We start from the raw sequence: 23,385 nt of genomic DNA, 5'->3' as shown, positions 1-23,385 counted from the left end.
CTCGCCGAGGCGCACGTAAACCGTGAGGATCGGCTCAGGTCAGATATCGTTCAATCTCGAGCGAACCGTGAAACACGCCGAGCACGTCGATGTCGCGGTTTGGCTTGATGAGGTAGGCGATGCGGTAATGACCGTAGAGCAGAATCCGAATGTCACGATCGTCACGGTACCGATGACCCACCTGAGGGAAGGTCAGCAGGATCTGGGCCCGTTCGTGGATGGCGCTGACGGTGCGGTGAGCCGCGTCCGGATTGTCGGTGGCGATATACTCGTGAATGTCCTTCAACCAGCGCTGTGCTTCAGCTGTCCAGGCTATTTCCGCCACGACTCGATCGTCCGCTTCATCGCGTCGTGGGAAACCGTCCGACCAGCGTCGGAGTCCGCGAGCCCGCGGTCGACCATTCGAGCGAACGCCAGTTCTCGAAGCAATTCATCGTAAGAACTGTCATCGGGCTGCTTGTCGATGAGCTCGATCATCTGGGCCTTGGGGGTTGCCGCCTGTCCGCTCATAGCGACATTGTAGCGTCGTGGAGCGTGTGCGCAACAGCGTCGAATGCGTCGCGAGATAAGGAGTTCTTAGTTCAGTCGTGCTCGCCGGCCCGGCTCGAACGACAGATTGGCCTCTCCCTCCGGAACCTGCGGCCGTTGCGCGAGCGGCTCCCTGTCGCGCATCGGAAAGAGATCGATTGCGCCCGCCAGATGTTCGGTGCATCGCGTGGCCAAGCCTGTGAGTCGCGTGTCGAATCGGTGAATAGTCTTGGTGCCGACGACGCCGCGGACGGGGTCGACAGCGACCAGCCGCGTTTCAAGGTTGCCCCGCCGATCGACACGAAGGATGTGGGCGCGACGGAACTCGAAGATCATCCGATGCCCATCGTCGAAGATGGGGGACAGCAGCGTTTGCTCTGGGTCCGCCTTCCAGTCCTCCGGTTCGGCCGAGAGCACGACACATAGAATCCTGCGGTCTTCCACCGGCACCCGCGTCGTCTCGAACTGCAGTCGGTACTTCGGGGCCGGCGTACCTTCAGGAATCGGATACTCCGGCGTGGCCACTGAGCGGCCGTCGAGTGCATCGATCCTGCACGGCACGAGGGTGCACTGCGCCTGTTTCCGGCTGCGGAACCGTACGCCAGGGCAACCCGCCAGCCGGGTGATCTTGCCCGGATAGAGCGCGACGACGCGAACGTCGACTATCGAGGCTTGGTTGAGGTCAGCCATAGAGCTTGTGTCCTTTCCTTTGCCGAGATCTGGATGAACACGACCCGGTAGGCCTCAGTGCGGAGGCAGGCGCGTACTCGTAGCGCCAGCCGGTCATGCCGTGCGAACGGGCGCTCCGACCAGCGGGCGTTAGGGAACAGCCACATGAATCCATGCTGGCGAAGCAGCGCCTCGAGCCGCGCGCGACTCCGTCGGGTGGCGACGTCATAGAGTACGAGGGTATTCACCATGTCATTCGATAGGGCTGATACGCGGTGCCGTCGCTGAGCGCCCGCCGAAAACCGAGAGTGCCGCGATGAATGTCGTGGAGCAGACCTCCGGACGCGCTGTTCCGCCCACGGTCGAGACGGCGCGCGATCGCTCCCTGAAGCAGAGCGCGGGTACGGAGCGTCAACTCCCGCTTCTCATTCAATTCCAGCCTGGCGCCGCGCCCGATCAGGCCAAGCACCGCCTTGTCCACAACCGGCTGGCGGAATGGCTCCATCAAGTCGAACACAAGGCCGGCAGACCGTCGCCGGCCCGTGTGCAGAAGGCCAAGGGTCGGCTCCATGCCGGCCCGGTGAACGGCCACCCAGACCCGGCTGAGCAGGAGGGCATAGCCGTAGTTCAGGGCCTTGTTCACCACGTCGTCCGCCTCACGATGAAGACGGCCCTTGAACCCGAGCCCGGGTGGAACGAGGCAGGCGAAGGCCTGCCAGTAGTAAGCGGCGGCCCCGGCTTCAGCGAGAAACAACGGCCGCCTCGCATCTCGCATCGGCACGTCCGACAGGAGCGCGATCTGGCGCGCGCACTCCGCAATCGTGCCGGCCGATTCGAGCAGACGCCTTCTGACCGCGACGCTCCTCCCCCTGTACTTGCTGTGGTAGAGCAACAGCGCACGCTGATTCGACAGCTTCGCCGCGAGAATGGCCTGAACCAACCGCGTTCCCGATCTCCCCGAACTGGCGGCGAACTGCCTGCGAACCATCGTGGCATCCAGCGGTGATCGCGCCGGCAGGATGCGGGCGACCGGCTTTCCAGACAGACGGCAAACGGCCACGGGAATCCCGCGGCGCGCGCACTCCTCGATCACGACGGTGGAGAGCGCCACGCCGCTCGCTTCGATGGTGAGGCACGACACATCGTCGAACGGGCACTCGAAGATCACCTGCTTCTTTCGCCGGACGACGAGGAGGGCCGCCGATTTCGCCACGAAGCTGCCAAAGGTGGGAACGCGGAGCCAGCCGTCATCGGCGATCGCTGGCAGCTGCTGGCGGCCGATGGCGGCATCGTGAAGTTGCCGCGTGCTCGCGAACACGCCGCCGCGCGTTGTCTGCTCACCATGTTGCCCCTCGCCCTGCCGCCACCGGTCGAGATCGTCAGGTGGCAGGTCAGGTGGGCCGCTGGCTGTCTCCTCGTGGTGCGAGTACGTGTCCGGTGGCGCAACCTCGTTGATCTCTTCGACGAGCCGCTCGAACCACACGACGGCGCCATCCGGATCCTGCTCGCACCGGGTCAGGTGGGCCCGGCACTGGCACACCCGCCAGGCGTCCAGTTCGGCGAGTTGGCGGTCCATCTCGCCGGAATTACCGTGGTAGTAGTTTCGCCAGCCTCGGACGAGGTCGTTGTGGGACTTCGCCACCTTCATCAGCGCGTGTCGGTCGGGCTGCGCGAGAATTGCCTCCACTCCCTCCTGGAAGCGCGCCAGCGATTCGCCCGGGATGGTCCACGTGTCCCGGGCAAAGCGAAAACCGACGAAGGTGAAGCCTTCGTTGGCCTCGGCGATCTGGGTCTTCGCGGGCTTAATCGCGAGACGGAGGCGCGAGCCGAGATAGGCAGACACGTAACCAAGGGCGCGGCGCGCCTCGGCTTCGTCGCCAGCGAGCACCACGAAGTCGTCGGCGTAGCGGATGTGGGCAAACCCTTCCGCCTCCAGCGTCGTGTCGAAGCCGGTGAGGTACAGGTTCGCGAGGATGGGTGCGACGGGTGATCCTTGCGGGAGGCCCTTGATTGGCTGGTACCGCTGGTTGCCATCGTGGGCCGGCGCTGTCAACCACTTCAGGATCAGCCGTACTCCCGCGTCGTCCATGCCGGTTGTTCGGAGCTGGTCCGCCATGATGCGGTGGTCGACGTTGTCGAAGAACTTCTCGATGTCGGCGGTGACCACCCAGCGCGCGGACGCCAGGCGGCTGCGGAGGTAGAGCGCGGCGCGGCGAGGTCCAAGGAAGGGACGATAGGCGAAGCTGCGATCCGAGAAGAGAGCGCCGATGCGCTCGTGGAGGACGAGGGCCGCCGCGGTTTGTGCGATGCGATCGCCGATCGTCGGCAGGCCCAGTGTGCGCCAGCCGCCAGACGGTTTCGGGATCTGCACCCGTTTGACCGGTGACGGCACGTAGGTGTCGGTGTTCAGCGCCTGGCCCAACTGCGCCAGGCGCCGTTCGACATCGGGGCGGAACGCATCGACGGTCATCCCGTCGATGCCCCCGGTTTTTCCACCACGCTGCACGCGGTACCACGCTTCGCGCAGCATGTGTTCGTCAGCCATCTGGTCGATGAACCAGCTTCGATGGTTCATCGCCGGCGCTGCGGAGGTCGCCTTGATCATCCCGATAAGGGTTCACCGTCGAAGTAGCGCTTGGGCCTTCTTCAGAATGCCGCCCTGGCCGCGCGAGTTTCCGACCAGCCGCGCGATCACGGCTTGGCGACTGCACCCGTGCCGTTCTGCGATCTCGGCGATCGTCGCGCGTTCGATGATCAATGAGTGCAGGGTAGCGAGTTCGAGCGTCGTGAAGCGGCCCGATGATTGGAGTTCCCTCAGGCCACGCTCGCGGGCTGGATCCGGATCAACCGGTTGTGCCTCGGTCGCCGGCTGGTCGATGGCACTGGCATCGATGAACCAGATTCCGTTCCGCGTGCCGCGCCTCAGCGAGCGGCGGTTGCCCCAACAATCGTAGGCGGCTGAGAGACGGTATGAGAGTGTGCGGTCGAAGGCCGAATCGAACATGGCTCCGCTCCAAGGGTGCGAAGCCTGGTAGTGGAACTCGCGGATCCTTCACTGATGCGCGACATGCCGCAGGGGCGGAACGCGCGCGACGAATGGAGAAAGCGGAACTGAGGGCTTGCCGCGATGATCAGTCGCGGGCGGGCGTTTGGGGTTCGCGGTATAGGGAAGGGACTACCACATCTCCAGAAGACCAAGGCCCTGAAGACTATTGTGATGTCGACTCCACAACACCCGCAACCAGGGAAAAGTTGACCGGCGACGGACGACCCATGCGCCCAACCGCCCTCAGCTCCTGCCGGGACTCGTCCCGTAACAATCCTAGCCTGCCATGACAGGCGTCTTCAAGATGGGGAGCGCGGACAAGTAGCCTGCCCTTGATGCGTTCGCCGACCCCCTGGGGAGGCGCGGGCACGATCTCGAAATCCATGACGAGGTCAATGCGCGCGGGGCACTTTCGACCCAGGATCGAGGATAGACCAGAGATCATGCGAGGGCTCGGGCGCAGAGGGCAGACAATGCGGCCGGCAAGGGTGTGAAAGGGCTTTGGACTGTTGGACTTAGAAGGTTGTTCGCGAGCCGTCAGCGATGGCAGGATCACCGTTGCTTTCGAGGCCACTAGATTTCAAGGAAAACTCGGCTACCCGCCAAAATGGGAGTAGGATTTGCTTTGCGTCTGGTAATGGTCCTTATGTCGCCCGCGGGACGCCGAAGGCGACGTGATTCTCCTGGCCTCCTTAGCTCCTGTGAACGTCTGACGCTCTGACATCTCCCGGTGTCACTCGGGATCTCTTCGATAGGCGCCACTGTTCTCTACCCTCCACAACCCCGGTCCTACTTGCGCGCGCTCACCTTGGTGAAGGCGATGCCGAATGCTGACGCCTTTGAAAGGAGCACCAAGACGGACCGCGAGCAGCGGCCGCCCGCCCCCTTCACGCGGAAGTCATAACCCCGTCGTGGAGGTTCAACGCCCCCTCTTTCGTTGGTGGTTGGCGGAGGGCATTCGCGGATCCGTCGAGGAAGTGCAATCGCACCCAGAGGAACTTGACCAGATATACCCAAAGTGGGATATTCGCTGAGTGTGTCGTGTCCCGGGCATTCGGACCGCCAAGCGGGACATCGACCTCTTGAGCCAGCGATTGAGAGCGGCGCAGCAGGACTACAAGGAGCACCATGCCAAGACGACACGCTGAACCCGTCGCGATTACCAGGGGCACGAAGAACATCTTCGCCGACCTGGGATATCCGGATGCGGCCGAGCGCCAGGCCAAGCTGCGGCTTGCACACGCCCTCAACCAGATCCTCGAACAGCGTGCGCTGACGCAGACCGCCGCTTCGAAGGTGCTGGGGTTGACGCAACCGAAGGTGTCGGCACTGCGGCACTACAAACTCAATGGTTTCTCCGTTGAGCGGCTCATGACACTGCTCACCATCCTCGACCAGGACGTTGACATCGTGATCAGGAAGAAGCCGCGTGCTCGAAGCTCGGGTCGAATCAGCGTTGTCGCGGCCTGAGGCCGCCGTTTCTGGTATTCGGCGGCCGGTCGCGGCCTTCTCGTCACGTCGAATGCCGGACCCACCGCGGCAACGGACATCGTGGCGAACCAGGCCATCTGAGACGTCCCGCTTCCCGGATGGGCGCCATCACGAGTTCAGATTGATTTCTCCTTAACTGGCGGCCCCGACCCTTTCCCCCTAGAATGTGCGTGACCTCCGCCGATGCCTTCCCAGGTAGCGCTCACCATCGCTTATTCGTTGTCGGCCGCGGTCAGCGTGGCGGCCGCGCTCGCCGTCTTCCGCCGGCGCGAGGTGCGGGGCGGCCGGGCGCTCGGCATGATGCTGCTGGCCGCCGCGATCTGGGCGGCCTGCGACGCCATCGAACTGCACCTCCCGACGGTCGAGGCCCGGCGCTTCATTTCCCAGGTGCAGTACTTCGGCGTGGTGTCGTGCGCGCCGTTCTTCTTTCACGCCGCCATGGAACTGGCGCGCCTCGAGTCGCGCATCACCCCGACGGTGATGGTGCTGATCTGGGGCATCCCGGTGATCTCGCTGGTGATGGCGTGGACCAGCCAGTGGCACCAGCTGCTGTGGACCGGCATCGAGATGCCGAAGGACGGCTCGCCGTTCTCGACCTATCGCTACGGCCCCTGGTTCTGGGTGCTGGCGACGCAGCACTACATCATGACCGCGCTGAATACGGGGATCCTGCTGTCGGCCCGCCGCCGGGTGACGAGCGCCTTCCGCGCGCCGATGATGGCGGTGGTCGTCGCCATGCTGATCTCGTGGATTGGCAACATCCTCTACATCTTCAAGCTCGGGCCGTGGCCCGGCCTGAATTACCTGACCATCTCGCTGGGCCTGAGCGGCGCCGTGCTGGCGTGGGCGGTGGTCAGTGAAGGCCTGCTCGACCTGCTGCCGCGCGCCCGCGAGGCGCTGCTCGAGACCATCGCCGACGGCGTGGTGATTCTCGATCGCACCGATCGCGTGATCTATTCCAATACCGCCGCGCAAGACCACATGGGCATGAACGCCGGCGCTTCGGCGGTGCCGGCGGCGCTCCGCATTCCCGTGAAGAACCGATCGTCGGCGCCCTGGCTGGGCGAGCTGGCGGTGCCGAACGGCAGCGCCACGCGCTGGATCGACATGCGCGTCGATCCGATCGCCGATCGCTGGGGCGACGTCGCCGGCCGCCTGGTGGTGACGCGCGACATCACCGTTCGCAAGGTGCTCGAGGGCGAGCGCGAACGGCTGATCGGTGAGCTCAAGAAGGCGCTGAGCGAGGTGAGCGCCCTCGAACAGCTGCTGCCGATTTGCGCCAACTGCAAGAAGGTGCGCGACGACCACGGCTACTGGAGCCAGATCGACGTCTACCTCCAAACCCGCGCCGCGGTCGAGTTCACCCACGGCATCTGCCCGGACTGCGACGCCCAGTTGTACGGCCACCTCAGGGAGCCTGTTGGCGAATGACACGACTCACGTTGTTCCTCGTCTCGATCAGCCTCGCCGCGGCCCTGACCGCCCAGGAGCCGGTGGCGCACTCCACCGCGCGCGGCGAGTGGCCCACCTACGGCGGTGACCTGGCCAGCACCAAGTACTCGCCGCTCGACCAGGTCACCGCGTCGAACTTCGGCTCGCTGAAGCTGGCCTGGCGGGCCAAGTCGCCGGACGGGTTCCTCAGCATCACCATGTCCGACGGCAGCGAGTGGTCCGCCGACTCGAAGACCATCTTCGACGAACTGAACCGGATCGATCCGAAGCGCTGGCGCGATGGCCAGCCGCCGTTCGTCCAGAACTACAAGGCCACGCCGCTGATGGTCAACGGCACGCTCTACGTCAACACCGCGTCATCGGTCGGCGCCGCCTACGACGCGCGCACCGGCGCGCTCAAGTGGGTCTACAACCCCAAGAGCTACGAGTCGGGCACGACCACCCTGACACTGCGCTGGAACCAGCGCGGCGTCGCCTACTGGACCGATGGCCGCGAGGAGCGCATCTACTGGGGCACCGGCGACGGCTTCCTGATCGCCGTGGACGCCAAGACCGGCCGCCCGGTCCCGGGCTTTGGCACGAACGGCCGCGTTGACCTGATGGAAGGCCTGCCACGGGCCAAGCGCGGCACGCGCGACTACCTCAACGCTCTGACCTACTCGGTCCAGTCTCCGCCCATCGTCGTCAAGGACGTCGTCATCACGCCGGCCGCCATTTCTTCGCTCGTCAAGAGCAAGGAGCAGATCCCCGGCTGGATCCGCGCCTTCGACGTCCGCACCGGCCAAGTGCGGTGGACGTTCGTGACCGTGCCGCCCAAGGGCGAGTTCGGCAGCGAGACGTGGACCGACGGCTCCAACGAGTACGCCGGCAAGGTCACGGTGTGGACGATGATGAGCGCGGACGAGGAGTTGGGGCACGTCTACCTGCCCACCAACACCACCGCGCCCGATTTCTACGGCGCGCATCGGCTCGGCAACAACCTGTTCGCGGAAAGCGTGGTCGCGCTCGACGTCGCCACCGGCAAGCGCGTGTGGCATTTCCAGACCGTGCATCACGGCTTGTGGGACTACGACAACCCGGCGGCGCCGAACCTGCTCGACATCACGGTGAACGGCCGGCGGATCAAGGCGCTCGCGCAGATCACCAAGCAGGGCTACGTCTACACCTTTGACCGCCTCACCGGCCAGCCGGTGTGGCCCATGGTCGAGACGCCGGTGCCGCCGAGCGACGTGCCCGGCGAGAAGGCATCGCCGACGCAGCCGATCCCGTCGAAGCCGGCTCCGTATGAATACCAGGGCGTGACGGTGAACGATCTCGCCGACTTCACGCCGGAGATTCGCGCCGCGGCCGTCAAGGCCATCGAAGGGTTCCGCACGGGGCCGCTCTTCACGCCGCCATCAGTGCAGGGCACGATCGTGCGGCCCGGCACCACCGGTGGCGGCAACTGGCAGGGCGCCGCGGTCGATCCTGAGACCGGCATGCTCTACGTGCCGTCTCGCAACGCCTACGCCGTTAGCAAGCTGGGCGTGCCGGACCAGGCGCTCGACAGCAACCTGCTCTACATGCAGCAGCCGGGGCGCAATCCGCAGATGCCCGATGGGCTGCCGCTCTTCAAGCCGCCGTACTCGCGCCTCACCGCGATCAACATGAATACCGGCGACCATGCGTGGATGGTGCCGGCCGGCAACGGCGATCGCGTCCGCAACAACCCGCGGCTCAAGGGCCTCAACCTGCCGCCGCTGGGCGGCGACAGCACTTTCAGCGGCCCGCTGCTGACCAAGACCGTGCTGATCTACGCCTTGACGACGGGCGGCACGACGGGTGGTCCGCGGCTGGTGGCCTACGACAAGGCCACGGGCAAGGAGATGGCTTCGGTCGATCTGCCGGCTGCCGCGATCGGGACGCCGATGACCTACTCGGTTGGCGGCAAGCAGTTCATCGCCATCACCGTGCAGGGGGCGACACCGACGGCGGTGCCGGAGCTGGTCGCGCTGTCGTTGCCGTGAGGCCCTTCGACTCGCCACCGACACGCCTGTCGGCGAGCCGGTGGCTCGCTCAGGACGCCGGCGCGTCGAGAACAAAATGGCGCCGGCGGTGTCTAACGCCCGCATGACACGTATTGCGGCGGCGTGTTTGGTGCTGGCCCTCTGCGGATGCGCCGCCCGCGGCCCCTCGCCGCAAGTGGTCGCCGAGCTCGGCAAGGCCCACGCCCTGGTTCGCGAAGGCTGCTACGCCTGCCTCAAGGAAGCCCAGTCGATCTTCGAGCGGTTGTCGGCGTCGCCGAGGCCAGCACCTGGCGCCGCGCAAGGGGCGTTCGAGGCCACGCTGCTGATCGCGATGCGCGAGAAGGAGCTGGGGATGCCAGCTGACATCTCTATGGACCGGGCCCGTCATCATGCCTCGGCGCTCCCGCCCGTCATTCCGCCGGCGCTCTCGCCGCAGGTCCTCACCGACGCGGCCGCACTGGTGATCGGCGAGACCGGCGGGATGGATCCCGAACAGCGCGCGCAGCTCACCGGCCGCTCCCGCCCTGCGCTCGATCCCGACAACCCACATCGCCGCGCCCTCGATGCCGCGGTCGCGTCCAACCTGGTCGCCCAGTACCTGGCTCTCGTGATCGACTGCGAGCAGACACGCCTGCGCCCGTCGATTGATCCGGCGCCGATTCTGGCTCGCTACAGCGGAGTGCCGCTGATCCAGTTTCGGCTCGCGGTGTGCCAGGGGTTCGGAGTGCCCACGGCAGCCTCCCTTCGAGAGGCAGATCCACGCTTCGTTGATACGTTGCCCTGGGAAGCGCGGCGGGCCATGGTGGGCTCGCCCACCGAAGCCATCGACCTCTACCAGGCGGCGGCGCTCCTTGGCCAGGCGCGCGAGGCGTTCCCGTCTTCGCACTGGATCACGATCACGGCGGGGCGCATCAACCAGTCGATCGCGGAGTTCGAAGCCGCGCTTTCGGCGTTCGACGCGGTTCTCGGCGACTCGCCGACCCATCGCGACGCACTGCTCGGCCGGCTCACCAGCCTCAGCTACCTGCTGCGCCACCAGGAGGCCATCGTCACCGCCACTCGCATGATCGAGCTCGGCACCTGGAACATCGGCGACGCCTACTACTGGCGAGCGTGGAACCACTACAACCTCAAGGCCCTCGAGCCGGCGTGGACCGACGTCGAGACGGCGATCAAGCTGTTGTCGAACACCAACGTCTACATGCTGGCCGGGCTGATTGCCTACGACCGCAAGGACCTGCCCACCGCCATCCTGCGCTTCGATCGCGCGTTCGAGATTGACGGCGCCAACTGCGACGCGACGTGGATGTCCGGACTGGTGCACGTCGACCAGCAGCAATGGCCGACGGCGGCCACGCGGTTCTCGCGCGCCATGAGCTGCTACGTGGGCGCGGCCTCGCAGGCTCGCCGGGACCTCGCGAACCTCGACGCGGAAGTGAAGCGCAGTGGCGGATCTCTAAATCCGCCAGGCAGGGAAGCCCGTCAGCGCGCCAAGTTGAACAAGGATCTCGAAGTCGCCGAAGAGCGTTCCGCTCAATCCGCGTTCAACGCCGCCCAGGGGTTTGCCAGAACCGGGCAGAAGAGTCCCGCGCTGACGCATGTCGATGTCGCGATCGCGCATCCGCGGATGAAGGAGAAAGCGGAGGCGCTCAAGGCGGCGATCGAGAGGATGCCGTAGCGTGTCACCCGCGCGTGCGGCGGGCGCGCACCTGCAGGCCGCCCTTCTTGACGCGCACCTCGATCGTGTGGCGCTTGTCGTCGCGCTTCGCGGGTTCATAGCCAAGCAGGTAGTACGCTCCGCTCTCCTGCCAGACCTGGTCGATCGCTTCTGCGAACACATTGACGTTGGCAAAGGCGACGCCGCCGGTTTCGCGGGCGAATCCATCGAGCTGGCTGGCGACGTTCTTCGCCTGCAGGCCACGCGGATCGATCACATAGGTCGTCATGTCCGCTCGGGCGGTGTCGCGCAGCGTTGGACCAATGGCTCCGTCGAGCTTGCCATCGAAGTCGCCGAGTTGGACGTTGAAGACATTGGCTGGCCCGATGCAGACGAGCACCTTGCGGCGGTGTGACACGCCCGCGAGTTGTTTCGCCAAACCCGACACCGATTCCATCGCGTGACTTCTCGCCGTCAGGCCGCCCATCAGGCTGGTGCCGAACGGCTTGAACCGATCGATGGCGGCGCGCACCTCAGTTGCGCTCCTGGTCGTCGTGCTGCTGCCGCCATTGAGGTACACCACGGACATCACGTCCCCCCGACCCATCCGATCCGCGAAGCCGCGGGCGATGTCCTTGATGCGCGGCGTCAGCGTTGGGTCGGTCACCAGGTTGTCCAGCAACAGCACGATGAACCGGCCATCATCTTGCGGCGCGAGTGCGTCGGCGTTGACTTCGGCGAACGTGGAGACGGCGACCGGCCTGCCGTCTTCGAGCACCTCGAAGTCGTCTTGCGAGAGCGCGCGCACGAGATTGTCGCCGCCGTCGCGGACGATGGCGGAGACCACGACGAGGTCGACGCGGGCGCCGAACCTGGGTTGGGCGTCGAGGGCGCCACTGACGGCTGCCGCGATCCCGACGAGTGCCACCAACGTTATCCGCCGCATGCTGCCCTCCCCTCGAGCCGCTTTAGTAGGCGAGCAAGGCCACTTTCCTGATGTAGCTCGGGTCGGTCAACTGGTCGACGATGAAGTGGGCGGTGTCGGCCCGCGAGATCGTCACGATCCCGCGCAGCGGCAAGCGTTCGCCGGCGCGGTAGTGGCGAGTCAGGCCGCCGTCGGTGAGCTGCACCGGCTGCACCAGCGTCCAGTCAAGGTCGCTGTTGCGGATGTGCGCTTCTCCAGCTTTCTTGTCGGCGTAGATCCCACGCAGCGGGAAACGAATCATCAGGCGCATGAACAGCGGCGCGTCCTGGATGGATTCCCCCACCCCCAGGGCCGACGTGAAGATCAGGCGGGAGACATCGCGCGCCCGCATGGCCTTGACGATGGCCGGCGCGCTTTGCTGGATCAGGTTGCCGGAGTTGAAGGTCTGGCCGCGGCCGAGCGCGGAGATCACCGCATCCTGGCCCTGCACGGCGACAGCGAGTGTCGCATCGCCGGCCGTGACGTCGCCGGCGACGACGCGGAGGTGCTCGTGCCGGGTGGTGACGGCGGCCGGGTTCCGCGCAAAGACAGTGACGTGGTGCCCGGCCTCGAGCGCCTGGGTGAGCACGTGCCGGCCCGTCCCGCCAGTGGCGCCGAACAGGAGCACCTTCACACGCGCAAGGATACTCTCTTACCGGCGGCCAAATCGCCAGATCGCCAGATCACGAAATCTCGAAATTGACGACGACCGGGCCGTGATCGCTGGTGCCGAACTCCCGTTGCACGACCGATGAGGTCGCGCGAGAGGCAAGGGCGGACGAGGCCAGCACGTAGTCAATCCGCCAGCCGATGTTGCGCTGCTTGAGGCTGCGCCACGGCGGCCACCATGTGAACAGGTTGTCGTTGTCCGGCTCGAGCGCCCGGCCCACGTCCACCAGGTCGCGCGAGATGATGCGCTCGAGCAGGGCGCGCTCGTCCGGTCGCGTGCCAATCTGGTTCGGCTTGCGCTCCTTCTCGTGGATGTCGCGCTCGGTGCGGGCCACGTTCAGGTCGCCGCAGAAGATCACCAGTCGCCCGTCGCGGGCCAATTGGTCGGCGAAGCCATCGAGCCCGTCGAGAAAGCGGAGCTTGGCCTCGTAGTCTTTGCCGCCGTTCGGCACGTAGACCGTCACCAAGGTGATCTCACCAAGGGACGAGCGCAGCGTCGCGCAGGCAATGCGCTGCTCGAAGTCGAAGCCCGGATGCGAGCAACTCGGCGACGCCGTCACCAGCGACTTCGCCAGCAGCACTGCCACTCCGGAGTAGCCTTTGTCGCCGTGCCAGTAGCTCCAGTAGCCCTCGACGTCGCGCAGCTCGAACGGGAGCTGGTCGAGCGACGCCTTGATCTCCTGCAGGCAGACCACGTCAGGCTTCTCGGCGGCGAGCCACTCGAGCAGTTGGGCCTGCCGGGCACGAATACCATTGACGTTCCAGGTCGCAATCTTCATGGGTTGGGGGAGTCGATCGGGGCGCGCTTCCAGTACATCACCATTGTGGCTGATCGCGGCGCCGCGCTGCTGGCCGGAAGGTTGAGGAGGAATCGCGACCCGTCCGGCGTGACGTCAAACGCGCGGATCGGCGCGCCGGCGTCGAACAGGCGATCGATCGACTGAATGTCGAGCGTCGCGCCGGCCTGGGCAAACCGGACGACGTGGACCTCGGCGCCGCGGCGGAAGTACAGCTCGCGGCCATCATCTCGCCATCGCGGTTCGGTGCCGCCGGCCGTGGTCACGCGAAGCCGCGAGCCCGGCTCGGGGAACGCATCCACGTAGATGTCGGACTGGCCGGACTCGTCGGACGCGTAAGCGATCCATCGCCCGTCGTGCGAGAAGGCGCCGTGCGTCTGGTTGAAACTGCCGGCGGCGTACGCGCGCGGCTTCGCGCCTTCCACCTGCGGCACCACCCACAGGTCGTCGCGCGTCTGCGAATCGGTGCGCCCGAGCAGGAAGTGCACGCCGTCGCGCGACCAGTCCCAGAGCTGCACCGGCGGATCGAAGGTCGCACCCGTCTGTTCCGGCAACTGCGCGCCGGCGCCGCGAAAGAGGATGTTGCGGCGCTTGCCGACCCACGCCACGCGCAGGCCGTTCGGTGACCACACGGCGCCCTCGTCCATGTCGGTGCCGAGCGACAGCCGCAGGGGCACCGGCTGCGTGCCGTCGCGGATCCACACGTCGAGCGTTCGCAGTTGCGGGTCGAGCGCCGTGACCGCAACCCGTTGTCCGTCTGGCGCGATCCGCAGCTCCCACGATTCCGCGGGCTCACCGGCGCGGCCCAGCCGCTGGCCATCGCGCGACACCCAGCGAAGTTCGCGCAGGCTGGATCCCGGCGCGCCGTAGATCAGGACATCCGGCGCGGCGGTGGCCAACAGCTGGCCGAGCGGACCGCGGCCGGCAGGAAAGCCCACGAGTGTTGTTCGACCCGCGGCCGCCCAGGTGGCGGGGTCGAGCGGTTGCGCCACCAGCGTCGTGTCGTTCAAGACCAGCATCGTCTCGCCGACGACGATCGGCTGCGCGTCCGATGCCGACACGCGCACGCGCGACGCGGCGTCGTCCAGTGACATTACCCAGATGCCCGCCCGCGAGCGATCGGTTGCCGTCACCAGGAAGGCGACGTGCCGTCCGTCTGGAAGAAAGGCCGGCCACGCGTGCCTCGATTCGCCGGCGTCGCGATCGATCGTGGTGAGCGGCGCGATGGTGCCGTCGGCCGACCGGCGCATCAGCCCGCCGCCGCCGCCGGGCGCGAACACGAGGTCGCCGGCCTGGTTCCAGGCGGCGCCACGACCGGCCGGCGCATCGGCGAGGTCGCTGATCGATCCCGACGTGAGATCGATGGCGTGCAACCGTCCGTTGGCGAGAAACCCGAGGCGGGCGCCGTCGGGCGACCAGAACGGCGCCGCGGCGCCATCCGTGGACGGCAGCATCCGCGCGTCACCGCTCGTCAGATCCTGCAGCCACAACGACACCAGGCCGGCACGCACGGCCGGGTAGGCCAGCCGGCGGCCGTTGGGGGCCAGCGCCAGTCCAAAGGGATGGTCGGATCCTGCGCCGATTTCGACGCCGTCACCGGCCGTCCAGGCGCCGCGCAGCGGCTCAGGTAGCGGCGGCGGCACGGGCGGCTGCTCGCGCCAGTGACGAACGGCGGGCACGGCCAGCGCGGCAAACGCCACCACGAGCAGGAGATATACTGTGCGTCTCACGTCCACAGGAGGTTGCTTCGCATGCGTAATCGTTTTCTCGCACTCGCCGTCACGGTCGTCGTCGCGGGGCTTCCGGGCGCCACCTCGGCGTTCGCGCAAGCGGCCGCACCGACGCGGCGTCCTGACGTCATCTATGTTCCCACGCCCGAGCCGGTCGTGGAGGCCATGCTGCAAGTGGCCAACGTCACCAAGGACGACATAGTGTACGACCTTGGCTGCGGCGACGGACGTATTCCGGTGACCGCGGCGCGCAAGTACGGCGCCCGCGGCGTGTGCTTTGATATCGACCCGGAGCGCATCAAGGAAGCCAACGAGAACGTCGCCAAGAACAACGTCGGCAAACTCGTCCGCGTGGTGCAGGGTGACCTGTTCGAGCAGGACCTCAGCGGCGCCACCGTCATCACGTTGTACCTGCTGCCGTCGCTCAACGTGAAGCTGATGCCGAAGCTGATGAGAGAGCTGAAGCCCGGCACGCGCATCGTCTCGCACGCGTTCGACATGGGCGACTGGAAGCCGGAGAAGGAACTGGACGTGGACGGCCGCAAGGTCTACTTCTGGACCATTCCGAAGCGGTAGTGAATCGCCGGAGCTTGATCTACATCGCGGCCATCCTGGCCGCGATCGCAGTGTTGCTGGCCGTCAGCGGTGGGGTTCGCGCCACCGTTGGCGGCCTTCGCATTTCAGTCCGCTCTCCGATCCCAATCTCGACGGCCGCGCTCGCGCTGGTTGGCGTGTGGTGGATCCTCGCGCGCGGCGCCCGGTCGATCCAGCCGGATCTGGTTGAGGCGTGGTCCGCGCTCGCGCGCCGCTCGTCGCGCGTCGTGGTGGCCATCGCGGCGGTCAGCGCCGTGACGGCCGGAGTCTTCGCCACCCACTCGGCGGCTGGCGCGGATGCCTCCGGTTACCTGAGCGAGGCGGCGCAATGGTCGGCCGGCGAGCTGTTCTACCGGGATGCGCTGCCGGGTGCGATCGGCGCCGCGGACCCGTGGATCACCGCGCCGCTCGGGTGGCGCCCCACTGGGACCACCGGCGTGCAAGCGCCCACTTATCCGCCAGGCCTGCCGCTGCTGATGGCCATTCCCCATGCGCTCGGCGGCACCATGGCGGCGTCATTGGTGATCGCGGCGGGCGCGGGCATTGCGGTGTGGGCCACGGCCGCCGTGGCGGCGCAACTCGCCGGCGGGATCGCGGGTGTGCTGGCGGCGGCGCTGCTGGCGGTGACCCCGGTGTTCCTCTATCAATCCGTTCAGCCCATGAGCGACGTGCCAGTGACCGCGGCCTGGATGGTGATGTGGCTGCTCCTCGTCCGGGGATCAGGGCGCGTTCTTCTGGCAGGTCTCTGTTGCGCAATCGCCGTCCTCATTCGGCCCAACCTCGCGCCGCTGGCCGCGGTGCCGCTCATGGTCATTGGCTTTCATCGGCGGCGTCTTGTCGCCTTCTCGCTGCCCGTGGCCGTAGCCGGGCTGGCGTTGATGTGGCTCCAATGGCAATGGTACGGGTCGCCGCTTCGATCCGGATATGGCACCGCTGACGAACTGTTTGCGTTCGTGAACATTGCGCCCAACGCGACGCGCTACCTGTCGTGGCTCGTGGCCACGTCTCCGGTGCTGCTGATTGCGCCCGCCGGCGTGGCGGTGGCGTGGCGACAGGCGCCGGCGAAGGCCTTGGCGGCATTCGCGACGCTCGTAGTGGCCGCCTATCTCGTCTACGCGGTCTTCGAGGTGTGGTCGTACCTGCGATTCCTGCTGCCCGCCCTGGCGGTGGCCGCCGTGTTCACGAGCGTCGCAGTTGCGTCAGCGATCGCTCGCTTGCCGGCGTCGTCGATGGCCGCGGCCGTGCTCGCCGTCGTGTTGGGACTCATGGCTCACGGCGTGTCGCAGGCCCGCGCGCTCGATGCGTTTCGGCTCGCAGACCAGCAGCGGCGTGTCTCGCAAGTGGCCGACTACCTGGCCGGGATGAGTGCCGATGCGGTGATCGTCGCTGGTGAGCAGAGCGGGGCGCTCCGCTACTACAGCGGCCGGTCGATCCTGCGCTGGGACGCGGCGTCACCCGACGCGCTGGCGCGCGCCATCGGGACGCTGGCGACTGGTGGCCGCCCGATTGTGATTGCGCTTGATGCCTGGGAGAACGAGCCCTTCCGCGCGAAGTTGGGCGCGTTGCCGGCGGTGTCGCTGGAATGGCCGCCCGCGTTCGAGGCGGGAACGTCACATCGAACGCGGGTCTGGCGGTTGAGCGATCGCGACGCCTTCCTGCGAGGCGAACGCGTGAATACTGATCGTGTGCCTTAAGGCTTGAGGGTGCCTGTTCCAAGGCCCAAGCCCCAAGCCAAAGGCCTACTCGGATGCGCGGCCCGGGTGCAGCGGCTCGCAGTTGAGCGTCTGCGGCCCGTTCTCCGTGCACACCGCGTAGGTCGCCGCATACATCGAGACGCCGGCGTATTCGCCCCTCTTGTTGACGACGTAGAAGTTGATGCCGAAGTTGGGGAGGCCGCGCGCGTTCAGCAGGCGCTTCTCGACCGTGTTCTTCTGGATGCGCCGCAACGCCTCCATGCCGGCGTCCTTCGGCGACTTGCCCATGCGCATCTGCTCGACGATCAGGAACGAGCAGAGGTTGTAGAGGTTGGCTTCGCCGCGGCCGGTTGACCCGGCGGCGCCGACGTCGCCGTCCACGTAGAGGCCGGCGCCCAGGATGGGTGAGTCGCCGGTGCGTCCCGGAATCTTCCACGCCAGTCCGCTGGTGGTCGTCACGCCGCACACCTCGCCCTTGCTGTTCACGCCGTCGCAATTGATCGTGCCGTAGTAGTGATCGGGATCGATCAGCCCGTCTTTCACCATGCTGAGGCCCGCCATCTGCATGGCCTGGCCGCGCTTCTTGGGATCGAGGTAGTGGTCGGGGTCGATGCGGCGCTTCCACTCGAGCCACAGCCGGCGCGAGGTCTCGGTGTTGAGGTCGTCTTCGATCGTGAAGCCCATGTTGCGCGCGAAGTCTTGCGCGCCCTTGCCGACCAGCAGGTGATGGTCGGTCTGCTCGAGCACCGCCTTGGCCACCAGCGATGGCGTCCGCACGCCCTCAATCGCGGCGACGCCGCCGGCGCGCCTGGTCGGCCCGTGCATGCAACACGAATCCAGCTGCACGATGCCGTCGGCGTTGGGCAGACCGCCGTAGCCGACGCTGGTGTCGGCCGGGTCCAGCTCGCAGTTGTTGACGCCCGCGACCAGCGCGTCGAGCACGTCGGTGCCCCTGGTGATCAGGTTGAACGCCTTCTGCACGCCGGTCTCGGTGCCGCCGTTCTTGTAAACGTTGCCGTTGTTGGACGCCACGACCACCGGCTTCACGGTGTTGGTCACGACCGCTGGCGCCTGCCCGAACACAGATGTCGAAGCGCCCAGGGCAACCCCTGCCGCAGTCCCGGCCTGAACAAACTCTCGACGACTCAGTTTTCTTGCCATGGAACACCCCTCCGCGGCCGATGCTACATCACCATGACCGCGGATGACGCCGACCAATAACCAGGGCCACAGATGACACCGATGACGCAGAAGGTCTGAAAGGCTTTGAGATCTGCGTAATCTGCGTCATCTGCGGCCCTGGCCGAATATCATCGTGTCATCTGTGAAGAAACAGGATCTGGTCTTTCTCTTCCTCATCCTCTGCGTAGCAGCCACTCTGCGTCTGTGGGCTCCGTGGGATGACGTGCTCGGCGGCGCCCGCGTCAACTTCCTCGAGACCGATGCCTGGTACCACGTCCGTCTCGCGGAGAGCCAGGTCCGCAACTTCCCGCATCGCGTCACCGTGGATCCGTACGCGTCGCCCAACGGCCAGTACGTCGCCGTCGCCCCGCTCCTCGACACCATCATCGCGACCGCGGTCGTGCTCACGCGGGGCACCGCCGCGTCCACCGCTTACATCGAGCGCGTCGCCGCCCTCGTGCCGGCGGTGATCGGCGTGCTGGCGGTGGCCGCGGTGTGGGCGCTGGGCACCATCGCGTTCGACCGGCGCGCGGGCCTGATCGCCGGGCTGCTCGCGGCCGTGCTTCCAGGCCACTTCCTGGATCGCACGCTCGTCGGCTTCGTCGATCACCACGCGCTCGAGGTCCTGCTGTCGTTCTCGACATTGGCGTGCCTGGCCTCCACCTTCGCCAAGGCTACGGTGGACAAGTGGCAGTGGCTGCCCCGGGCTGTCGCCGCCGGCGTCTTTCTCGGGCTGTACCTGCTCGCCTGGGGGAGTGGCGCGTACTTTGTCGCGATCCTCGCCGGCTGGGTCGTGCTCGCGCCCCTCATGGGTTTCACGCGCGAGGCGGTCGTGGCGGCTGCTCGCGCCGCGGTGGTCACCGCCGCGGTCGCGCTGGTCCTGGTTCTAGCCCTGCAGGACCCGGGCCTCTTCCGCTACAACACGCAGATCACCTCGTTGGTCGCATTGCTCGGCGTCTCTGCACTCATTGGGTGGATGGCGACGCAACCCGAGACCAGTTGGTTTTCTGTGTCATCTGCGTCATCTGCGGCTCTGATATTGCTATCGATGTCATCCGTGGCCGCGCTGGCGGTATCGGTGTTGGCCCCGGATCTCGTGCGGCAGGTGACGATCGATCTCGCGCGGTTCCGCCCGGATCCGACGCGCATGGCGGTGCTCGAAGCGCGGCCGCTCTTTCTCTACACCGGCAACTGGGTCTGGACGCAGCCGTGGACCTTCTTCCGCAGCGGCTTCTACACCGGCATCGTCGCCGTGGTCTTCCTGGCGGCGAGCTTGTGGAAGTCGCGCCGGCTCGATCACCTGCTCATCGTGATCTTCACTGTGGTGAACTACGCGGCCACGATCGGCCAGAACCGGTTCGGCTACTACCTGGTGCCGGCATCGGCGCTGGTGGTGGGATGGCTGTGCATGCGCCTGCTCAACTGGGGCGGCGTGCCGCACGCCGGGAATCCGCAGCCGAAGGTGAAAACCTGGCTGCCCATGCAGCGCGAGGTGGCGGTCGTGCTGGTCGCGGGAATTGCCGTCGCGCCCAACCTGGTGCCGGCCGCCCTCACCACCACGCGCGCGGGCGGCATGCCCGACTACTGGGCCGCGACCATGCAGTGGTTGCGAACCCAGACGCCCGAACCGTTCGATGCCCCCGGCTACTACCTGGCTCGCTACGGCACGTCCAATCCTCCGGCCCGCTACACGGTGATGAACTGGTGGGACCAGGGCTATTGGCTCGTCCAGGCCGCGCATCGCGTGCCGGTCTCGAACCCGACGCAAGGTGGCGCGCCGGTGTCGGCTGCGTTCCTGACCGCGACGGATGACGCCGCGGCGCTCGACATCCTGACGGCCGCTCGCGCGCGATTTGTCGTGGTGGACTGGGAACTGCCGTTCCGTGATGCCGGCAGCGGTGCGCTCGCCGGGCGCTTCCAGAACCTGGCGGACTGGGCCGGCATCCCGACCTCACGCTTCTACTCGCTCTGCTACACGCGCGACCGCGACACCGATCCGTGGCAGCCGAGTTGGATCTACAACGAGGCCTACTACCAGACGATGGCGTACCGGTTGATGGTGTTGGGCGGCCGCTCCGCGGCGCCGGTCAACAGCACGTGGGTGGTGCGGAAGCGCCAGTTGCGGGACGACACCGGACGCGAGTTCTGCGAAGTGTCGAACGCCCAGTCCTACGCGACCGCGGAGGAGGCGAAGCAGGCGGCGGCCGCCAGCGGTCCCGAGTTCGTCGTCGTTGGCCGCACCCCGTGGCAGCCGGCGTTTCCGGTGCCCGCGATTACCGGCTTGCGGGTGGCGCAGGAATTCCGGGAGTCGCAACAGAAGCCGAACGAGAGTCCCATGGTGCGCGTGTTCGAAGTGATCGAACGCTGATTTGGTGATCTCGTGAATTGGTGATCTCGTGAATTGAGGGCCAAATCTCCAGATCGCCAAGTCACCAAATCACTAAATCCGCTCACTCTGCGCGGAGCGCCGTCGCCGGGTCTGTGGCAGCGGCCCGCCTGGCGGGTGGCCAGCAGGCGGCGGCGAGCACGACGGCAAACAGCACTGCGGTCCCGCCGAAGGCAATCGGATCGATGGCCGGCACGTTGACCAGCAGGCTTTGCGCCAGCGTGCCGATGACACCCGCCAACACCAGTCCGATTACGCCGCCCGTCGTCCCCAACCACGCGGCCTGGGTCAGCACCATCGAGCGCATGTCGCCCTCGGATGCGCCCAGCGCCATGCGGATGGCGATTTCTCGCGTGCGTTGCGTGACCAGGAACGCCATCAGGCCGTAGAGCCCCAGTGCCGCAAGCAGGACGCCGATGGTGCCGACGCTCCCGGCGATCCAGGCCGTGAGCTTTTGCGGCAACAACCCAATTGCCGTGGCCTCCTCGAACGACTGGAGCAGCACGATCGGCACGTTCGGCTCGACCTGCGCGAACGCGGCGCGCAGCTCGTTCGTGATTGGCCGGCCTTCCGCGTGCTTGATGAAGAACTCGACTCGGTTCATTGGTTGCTGCGCCATCGGCACATATACGAACGATCGCGGTCCGTCGCTGATGTAGCGGTACTTGGCGTCAATGGCGACGCCGATGATCAAGATGGGCCGCCGTTCCGTTTCGCTCACGCCCTGTTCGAAGACCCTGCCGACGGGCGATTGCCCCGGCCAGGCGCGCTTCGCGAACGTTTCGTTGATGATGCCGACCATGGTGGATCCGTCGCGGTCGGTGTCGGCGAACGGGCGTCCTTCAACGATTCGCATGCCAACGGTCTGGAAGTATTCGGGTGACACGACGTCCCAATCCGCCTCCCAGGTTCCGTCGCGGTCCGGGCCCTGCCTGCCGGGCACATACACCCCCCCGAGGCCGAAGCCGCCGCCTTGCAGCGGAATCATCCGCGCCGTGGCCACCGAGGTCACGCCCCTGATCGAGCGCAACCGCTCCTGGAAGCGGTGCGTCAGCGCGGCGGCGGTCTGACCGCGATACCCGGACAGTCCGACGTCGACCGAGGCAATCTGGATGTTGGCCGTGTCGTATCCGGAATCGATGTGCGCGGCCGCCTGCAGCGTCCGCACGAACAGGAAGGCGGTGACGACGAGCATGAGCGACAACGCAACCTGCGCGGTGACGAGGGCGTTGCGCAGGCGGAAGCGCTTGCGGTCGGCTGTCGCGTTGGCGCCGTGCAGCATCGGCGCCAGCTCGCCGCTCAGCGCGTGACGCGCCGGCGCCAGGCCGAACAGCACCGCGGTGGCCAGCGCCATGCCCATGGCATAAGCCATCACCCGCAGGTTGACGCTCAAGTCGAGGTTGATCATCACGGGCAGCGCTGGCAGAAAACTCTCGAGGGCGTTGATCAGCCACATAGTGAGCGGGAGCGCGGCGACCGCGGCGGCCGCGAACAGGACCGCGGTTTCCGTTAGCAACTGGCCGATCAAGCGGCCGCGGCTCGCGCCCACGGCAAGGCGCGTCGCCATCTCGCGCCGGCGGCCCGCCGCCCGGGCCAGCAGCATGCCGGCGACGTTGCTGCAGGCAATGGCCATCAGCGTGCTCGATAGCGCGAACAGGAAGCCGAGAAAGGCGAGGAATGGCAGCCGCATGGGACCGGGGACGCGGCTGATCGGCAGCACCGAGATGCCGTGACGCCGGTTGGCCCGTGGTTCCGATGCCTTGAACGCCTCCATGAGGGTATTGAGTTCGGCCTGCGCCTGTGGGCGGCTGATACCCGGCTTCATACGCCCCAACGCTACGTGCCAGACCGCCCGCGGATTGGTGAGCATGTCGGAATTCGCGGCGCCGCGCACCGTGGCCATCATCGCCATGGGCACCCAGATCTCGGTGCCAATCATCGACGCGCCCTGGAAACCGGGCTCGGCCACGCCCACCACCGCGAAGTCGCGGCCGTTGAGACGGAGGGGCCTCTGCAGCACGTCAGGGTCGCCGTTGAACCGCCGCATCCAGAATGCGTGGCTCAACACCACGACCGGCTGCGCTTCGGGTACCACGTCTTCATCGGCGCGGAAGAACCGGCCGAGGGCCACGCGGGTGCCCAGGGTGTCGAAATAGTTGGCCGACACCATGGTGGCGAAAATGCGCTCGCTGGTGCCGTTGCCGCCCAGGCTCATGGGGCCGCCGCCAAAGTCCACGGCCGACATCGACGTAAGGCTTCGTGAGTGCTCGCGTAAATATGCGAAGGCCGGATGCGACATGTTGTCGAACCCGCTGCCCTCGGTGGAGCGGCCGATGTCGATCACGTCCCCCGCCGAGCGGACGCCCGCCGTCTGGGAGAAGAGCAACGCGTCGCCCAGGCTGAAAATCGTGGCGCTGGCGGCGATGCCAATCGCCAACGACAGGATGGCGGTCAGGGAAAAGACCGGCGTGCGCAGGAGCAGCCGGACGGCGTACCGCAGGTCGGACAGGATGGCCATGC

Annotated in this window: 18 protein-coding genes; 7 read left to right on the top strand and 11 right to left on the bottom strand. The window is 66.7% G+C overall.

Annotated elements, in window-relative coordinates:
• Positions 1 to 34: 34 nt before the first annotated feature.
• The 5 genes from WC815_16135 to WC815_16115 all read right to left on the bottom strand — a co-directional run bounded on the left by WC815_16135 (position 35) and on the right by WC815_16115 (position 4,201).
• Entirely contained in the window at positions 35 to 325 is a 291-nt protein-coding gene (locus WC815_16135) for a type II toxin-antitoxin system RelE/ParE family toxin (GenBank protein MFA5910311.1), read from the bottom strand.
• On the bottom strand, positions 313 to 510 hold the full coding sequence (locus WC815_16130; GenBank protein MFA5910310.1) for a hypothetical protein: 198 nt from the start codon (positions 508 to 510) through the stop codon (positions 313 to 315). The genes WC815_16135 and WC815_16130 overlap by 13 nt, the downstream gene beginning before the upstream one ends.
• A 66-nt stretch (positions 511 to 576) precedes the next feature.
• Entirely contained in the window at positions 577 to 1,218 is a 642-nt protein-coding gene (locus tag WC815_16125; GenBank protein MFA5910309.1) for a hypothetical protein, read from the bottom strand.
• Positions 1,219 to 1,441: 223 nt separating this feature from the next.
• Entirely contained in the window at positions 1,442 to 3,802 is a 2,361-nt protein-coding gene (gene cas1, locus WC815_16120; GenBank protein MFA5910308.1) for a CRISPR-associated endonuclease Cas1, read from the bottom strand.
• Positions 3,803 to 3,814: 12 nt separating this feature from the next.
• Positions 3,815 to 4,201: a hypothetical protein gene (locus tag WC815_16115; GenBank protein MFA5910307.1), complete on the bottom strand. Its 387-nt coding sequence runs from the start codon at positions 4,199 to 4,201 to the stop codon at positions 3,815 to 3,817.
• A 1,170-nt stretch (positions 4,202 to 5,371) separates the two neighbouring features.
• Here WC815_16115 and WC815_16110 point away from each other — a divergent pair.
• From WC815_16110 to WC815_16095, 4 genes are all read left to right on the top strand, one after another.
• A complete protein-coding gene (locus WC815_16110; protein MFA5910306.1) occupies positions 5,372 to 5,713 on the top strand; it encodes a helix-turn-helix transcriptional regulator in 342 nt (113 codons plus the stop codon).
• Between the two features lie 204 nt (positions 5,714 to 5,917).
• Positions 5,918 to 7,165, top strand: coding sequence for a histidine kinase N-terminal 7TM domain-containing protein (locus WC815_16105; protein ID MFA5910305.1), 1,248 nt, complete (start codon positions 5,918 to 5,920; stop codon positions 7,163 to 7,165).
• Positions 7,162 to 9,192, top strand: coding sequence for a pyrroloquinoline quinone-dependent dehydrogenase (locus tag WC815_16100; protein MFA5910304.1), 2,031 nt, complete (start codon positions 7,162 to 7,164; stop codon positions 9,190 to 9,192). The genes WC815_16105 and WC815_16100 overlap by 4 nt, the downstream gene beginning before the upstream one ends.
• Before the next feature lie 103 nt (positions 9,193 to 9,295).
• A complete protein-coding gene (locus WC815_16095) occupies positions 9,296 to 10,870 on the top strand; it encodes a hypothetical protein (protein ID MFA5910303.1) in 1,575 nt (524 codons plus the stop codon).
• Positions 10,871 to 10,874: 4 nt separating this feature from the next.
• Here the strand turns inward: WC815_16095 and WC815_16090 are convergent, their stop codons facing one another.
• Genes WC815_16090 through WC815_16075 form a run of 4 tightly spaced genes read right to left on the bottom strand, consistent with a single transcriptional unit; the run spans position 10,875 to position 15,009 of the window.
• Positions 10,875 to 11,777, bottom strand: coding sequence for a VWA domain-containing protein (locus tag WC815_16090; protein ID MFA5910302.1), 903 nt, complete (start codon positions 11,775 to 11,777; stop codon positions 10,875 to 10,877).
• A gap of 40 nt (positions 11,778 to 11,817) precedes the next feature.
• Positions 11,818 to 12,447 (bottom strand): SDR family oxidoreductase, encoded by a 630-nt coding sequence (locus WC815_16085; GenBank protein MFA5910301.1) that lies wholly within the window; start codon positions 12,445 to 12,447, stop codon positions 11,818 to 11,820.
• Positions 12,448 to 12,496: 49 nt separating this feature from the next.
• Positions 12,497 to 13,261 carry an exodeoxyribonuclease III gene (locus tag WC815_16080; protein ID MFA5910300.1) on the bottom strand — a complete coding sequence of 255 codons (765 nt, stop codon included), beginning with the start codon at positions 13,259 to 13,261 and terminating at the stop codon, positions 12,497 to 12,499.
• Complete coding sequence (locus WC815_16075) at positions 13,258 to 15,009, bottom strand: hypothetical protein (protein MFA5910299.1); 1,752 nt, start codon at positions 15,007 to 15,009, stop codon at positions 13,258 to 13,260. The genes WC815_16080 and WC815_16075 overlap by 4 nt, the downstream gene beginning before the upstream one ends.
• A gap of 21 nt (positions 15,010 to 15,030) precedes the next feature.
• On the opposite strand from WC815_16075, the gene WC815_16070 reads away from it, so the two are divergent.
• Positions 15,031 to 15,585, top strand: coding sequence for a class I SAM-dependent methyltransferase (locus WC815_16070; GenBank protein MFA5910298.1), 555 nt, complete (start codon positions 15,031 to 15,033; stop codon positions 15,583 to 15,585).
• On the top strand, positions 15,585 to 17,297 hold the full coding sequence (locus tag WC815_16065) for a hypothetical protein (GenBank protein MFA5910297.1): 1,713 nt from the start codon (positions 15,585 to 15,587) through the stop codon (positions 17,295 to 17,297). The genes WC815_16070 and WC815_16065 overlap by 1 nt, the downstream gene beginning before the upstream one ends.
• Positions 17,298 to 17,342: 45 nt before the next feature.
• Here the strand turns inward: WC815_16065 and WC815_16060 are convergent, their stop codons facing one another.
• On the bottom strand, positions 17,343 to 18,356 hold the full coding sequence (locus WC815_16060; GenBank protein ID MFA5910296.1) for a N(4)-(beta-N-acetylglucosaminyl)-L-asparaginase: 1,014 nt from the start codon (positions 18,354 to 18,356) through the stop codon (positions 17,343 to 17,345).
• A 265-nt stretch (positions 18,357 to 18,621) separates the two neighbouring features.
• On the opposite strand from WC815_16060, the gene WC815_16055 reads away from it, so the two are divergent.
• A complete protein-coding gene (locus WC815_16055; protein ID MFA5910295.1) occupies positions 18,622 to 20,847 on the top strand; it encodes an STT3 domain-containing protein in 2,226 nt (741 codons plus the stop codon).
• A gap of 82 nt (positions 20,848 to 20,929) precedes the next feature.
• On the opposite strand, the gene WC815_16050 is transcribed toward WC815_16055, so the two are convergent.
• Positions 20,930 to 23,383, bottom strand: a complete 2,454-nt coding sequence (locus WC815_16050; GenBank protein ID MFA5910294.1) for an ABC transporter permease — start codon at positions 23,381 to 23,383, stop codon at positions 20,930 to 20,932.
• Positions 23,384 to 23,385 lie beyond the last annotated feature (2 nt).

The organism is Vicinamibacterales bacterium (genome assembly GCA_041659285.1).
GTDB lineage: Bacteria > Acidobacteriota > Vicinamibacteria > Vicinamibacterales > UBA2999 > 12-FULL-67-14b.
Note: the sequence above shows the minus strand (reverse complement) of the source record. Positions and strands in the feature narration are given on the sequence as shown.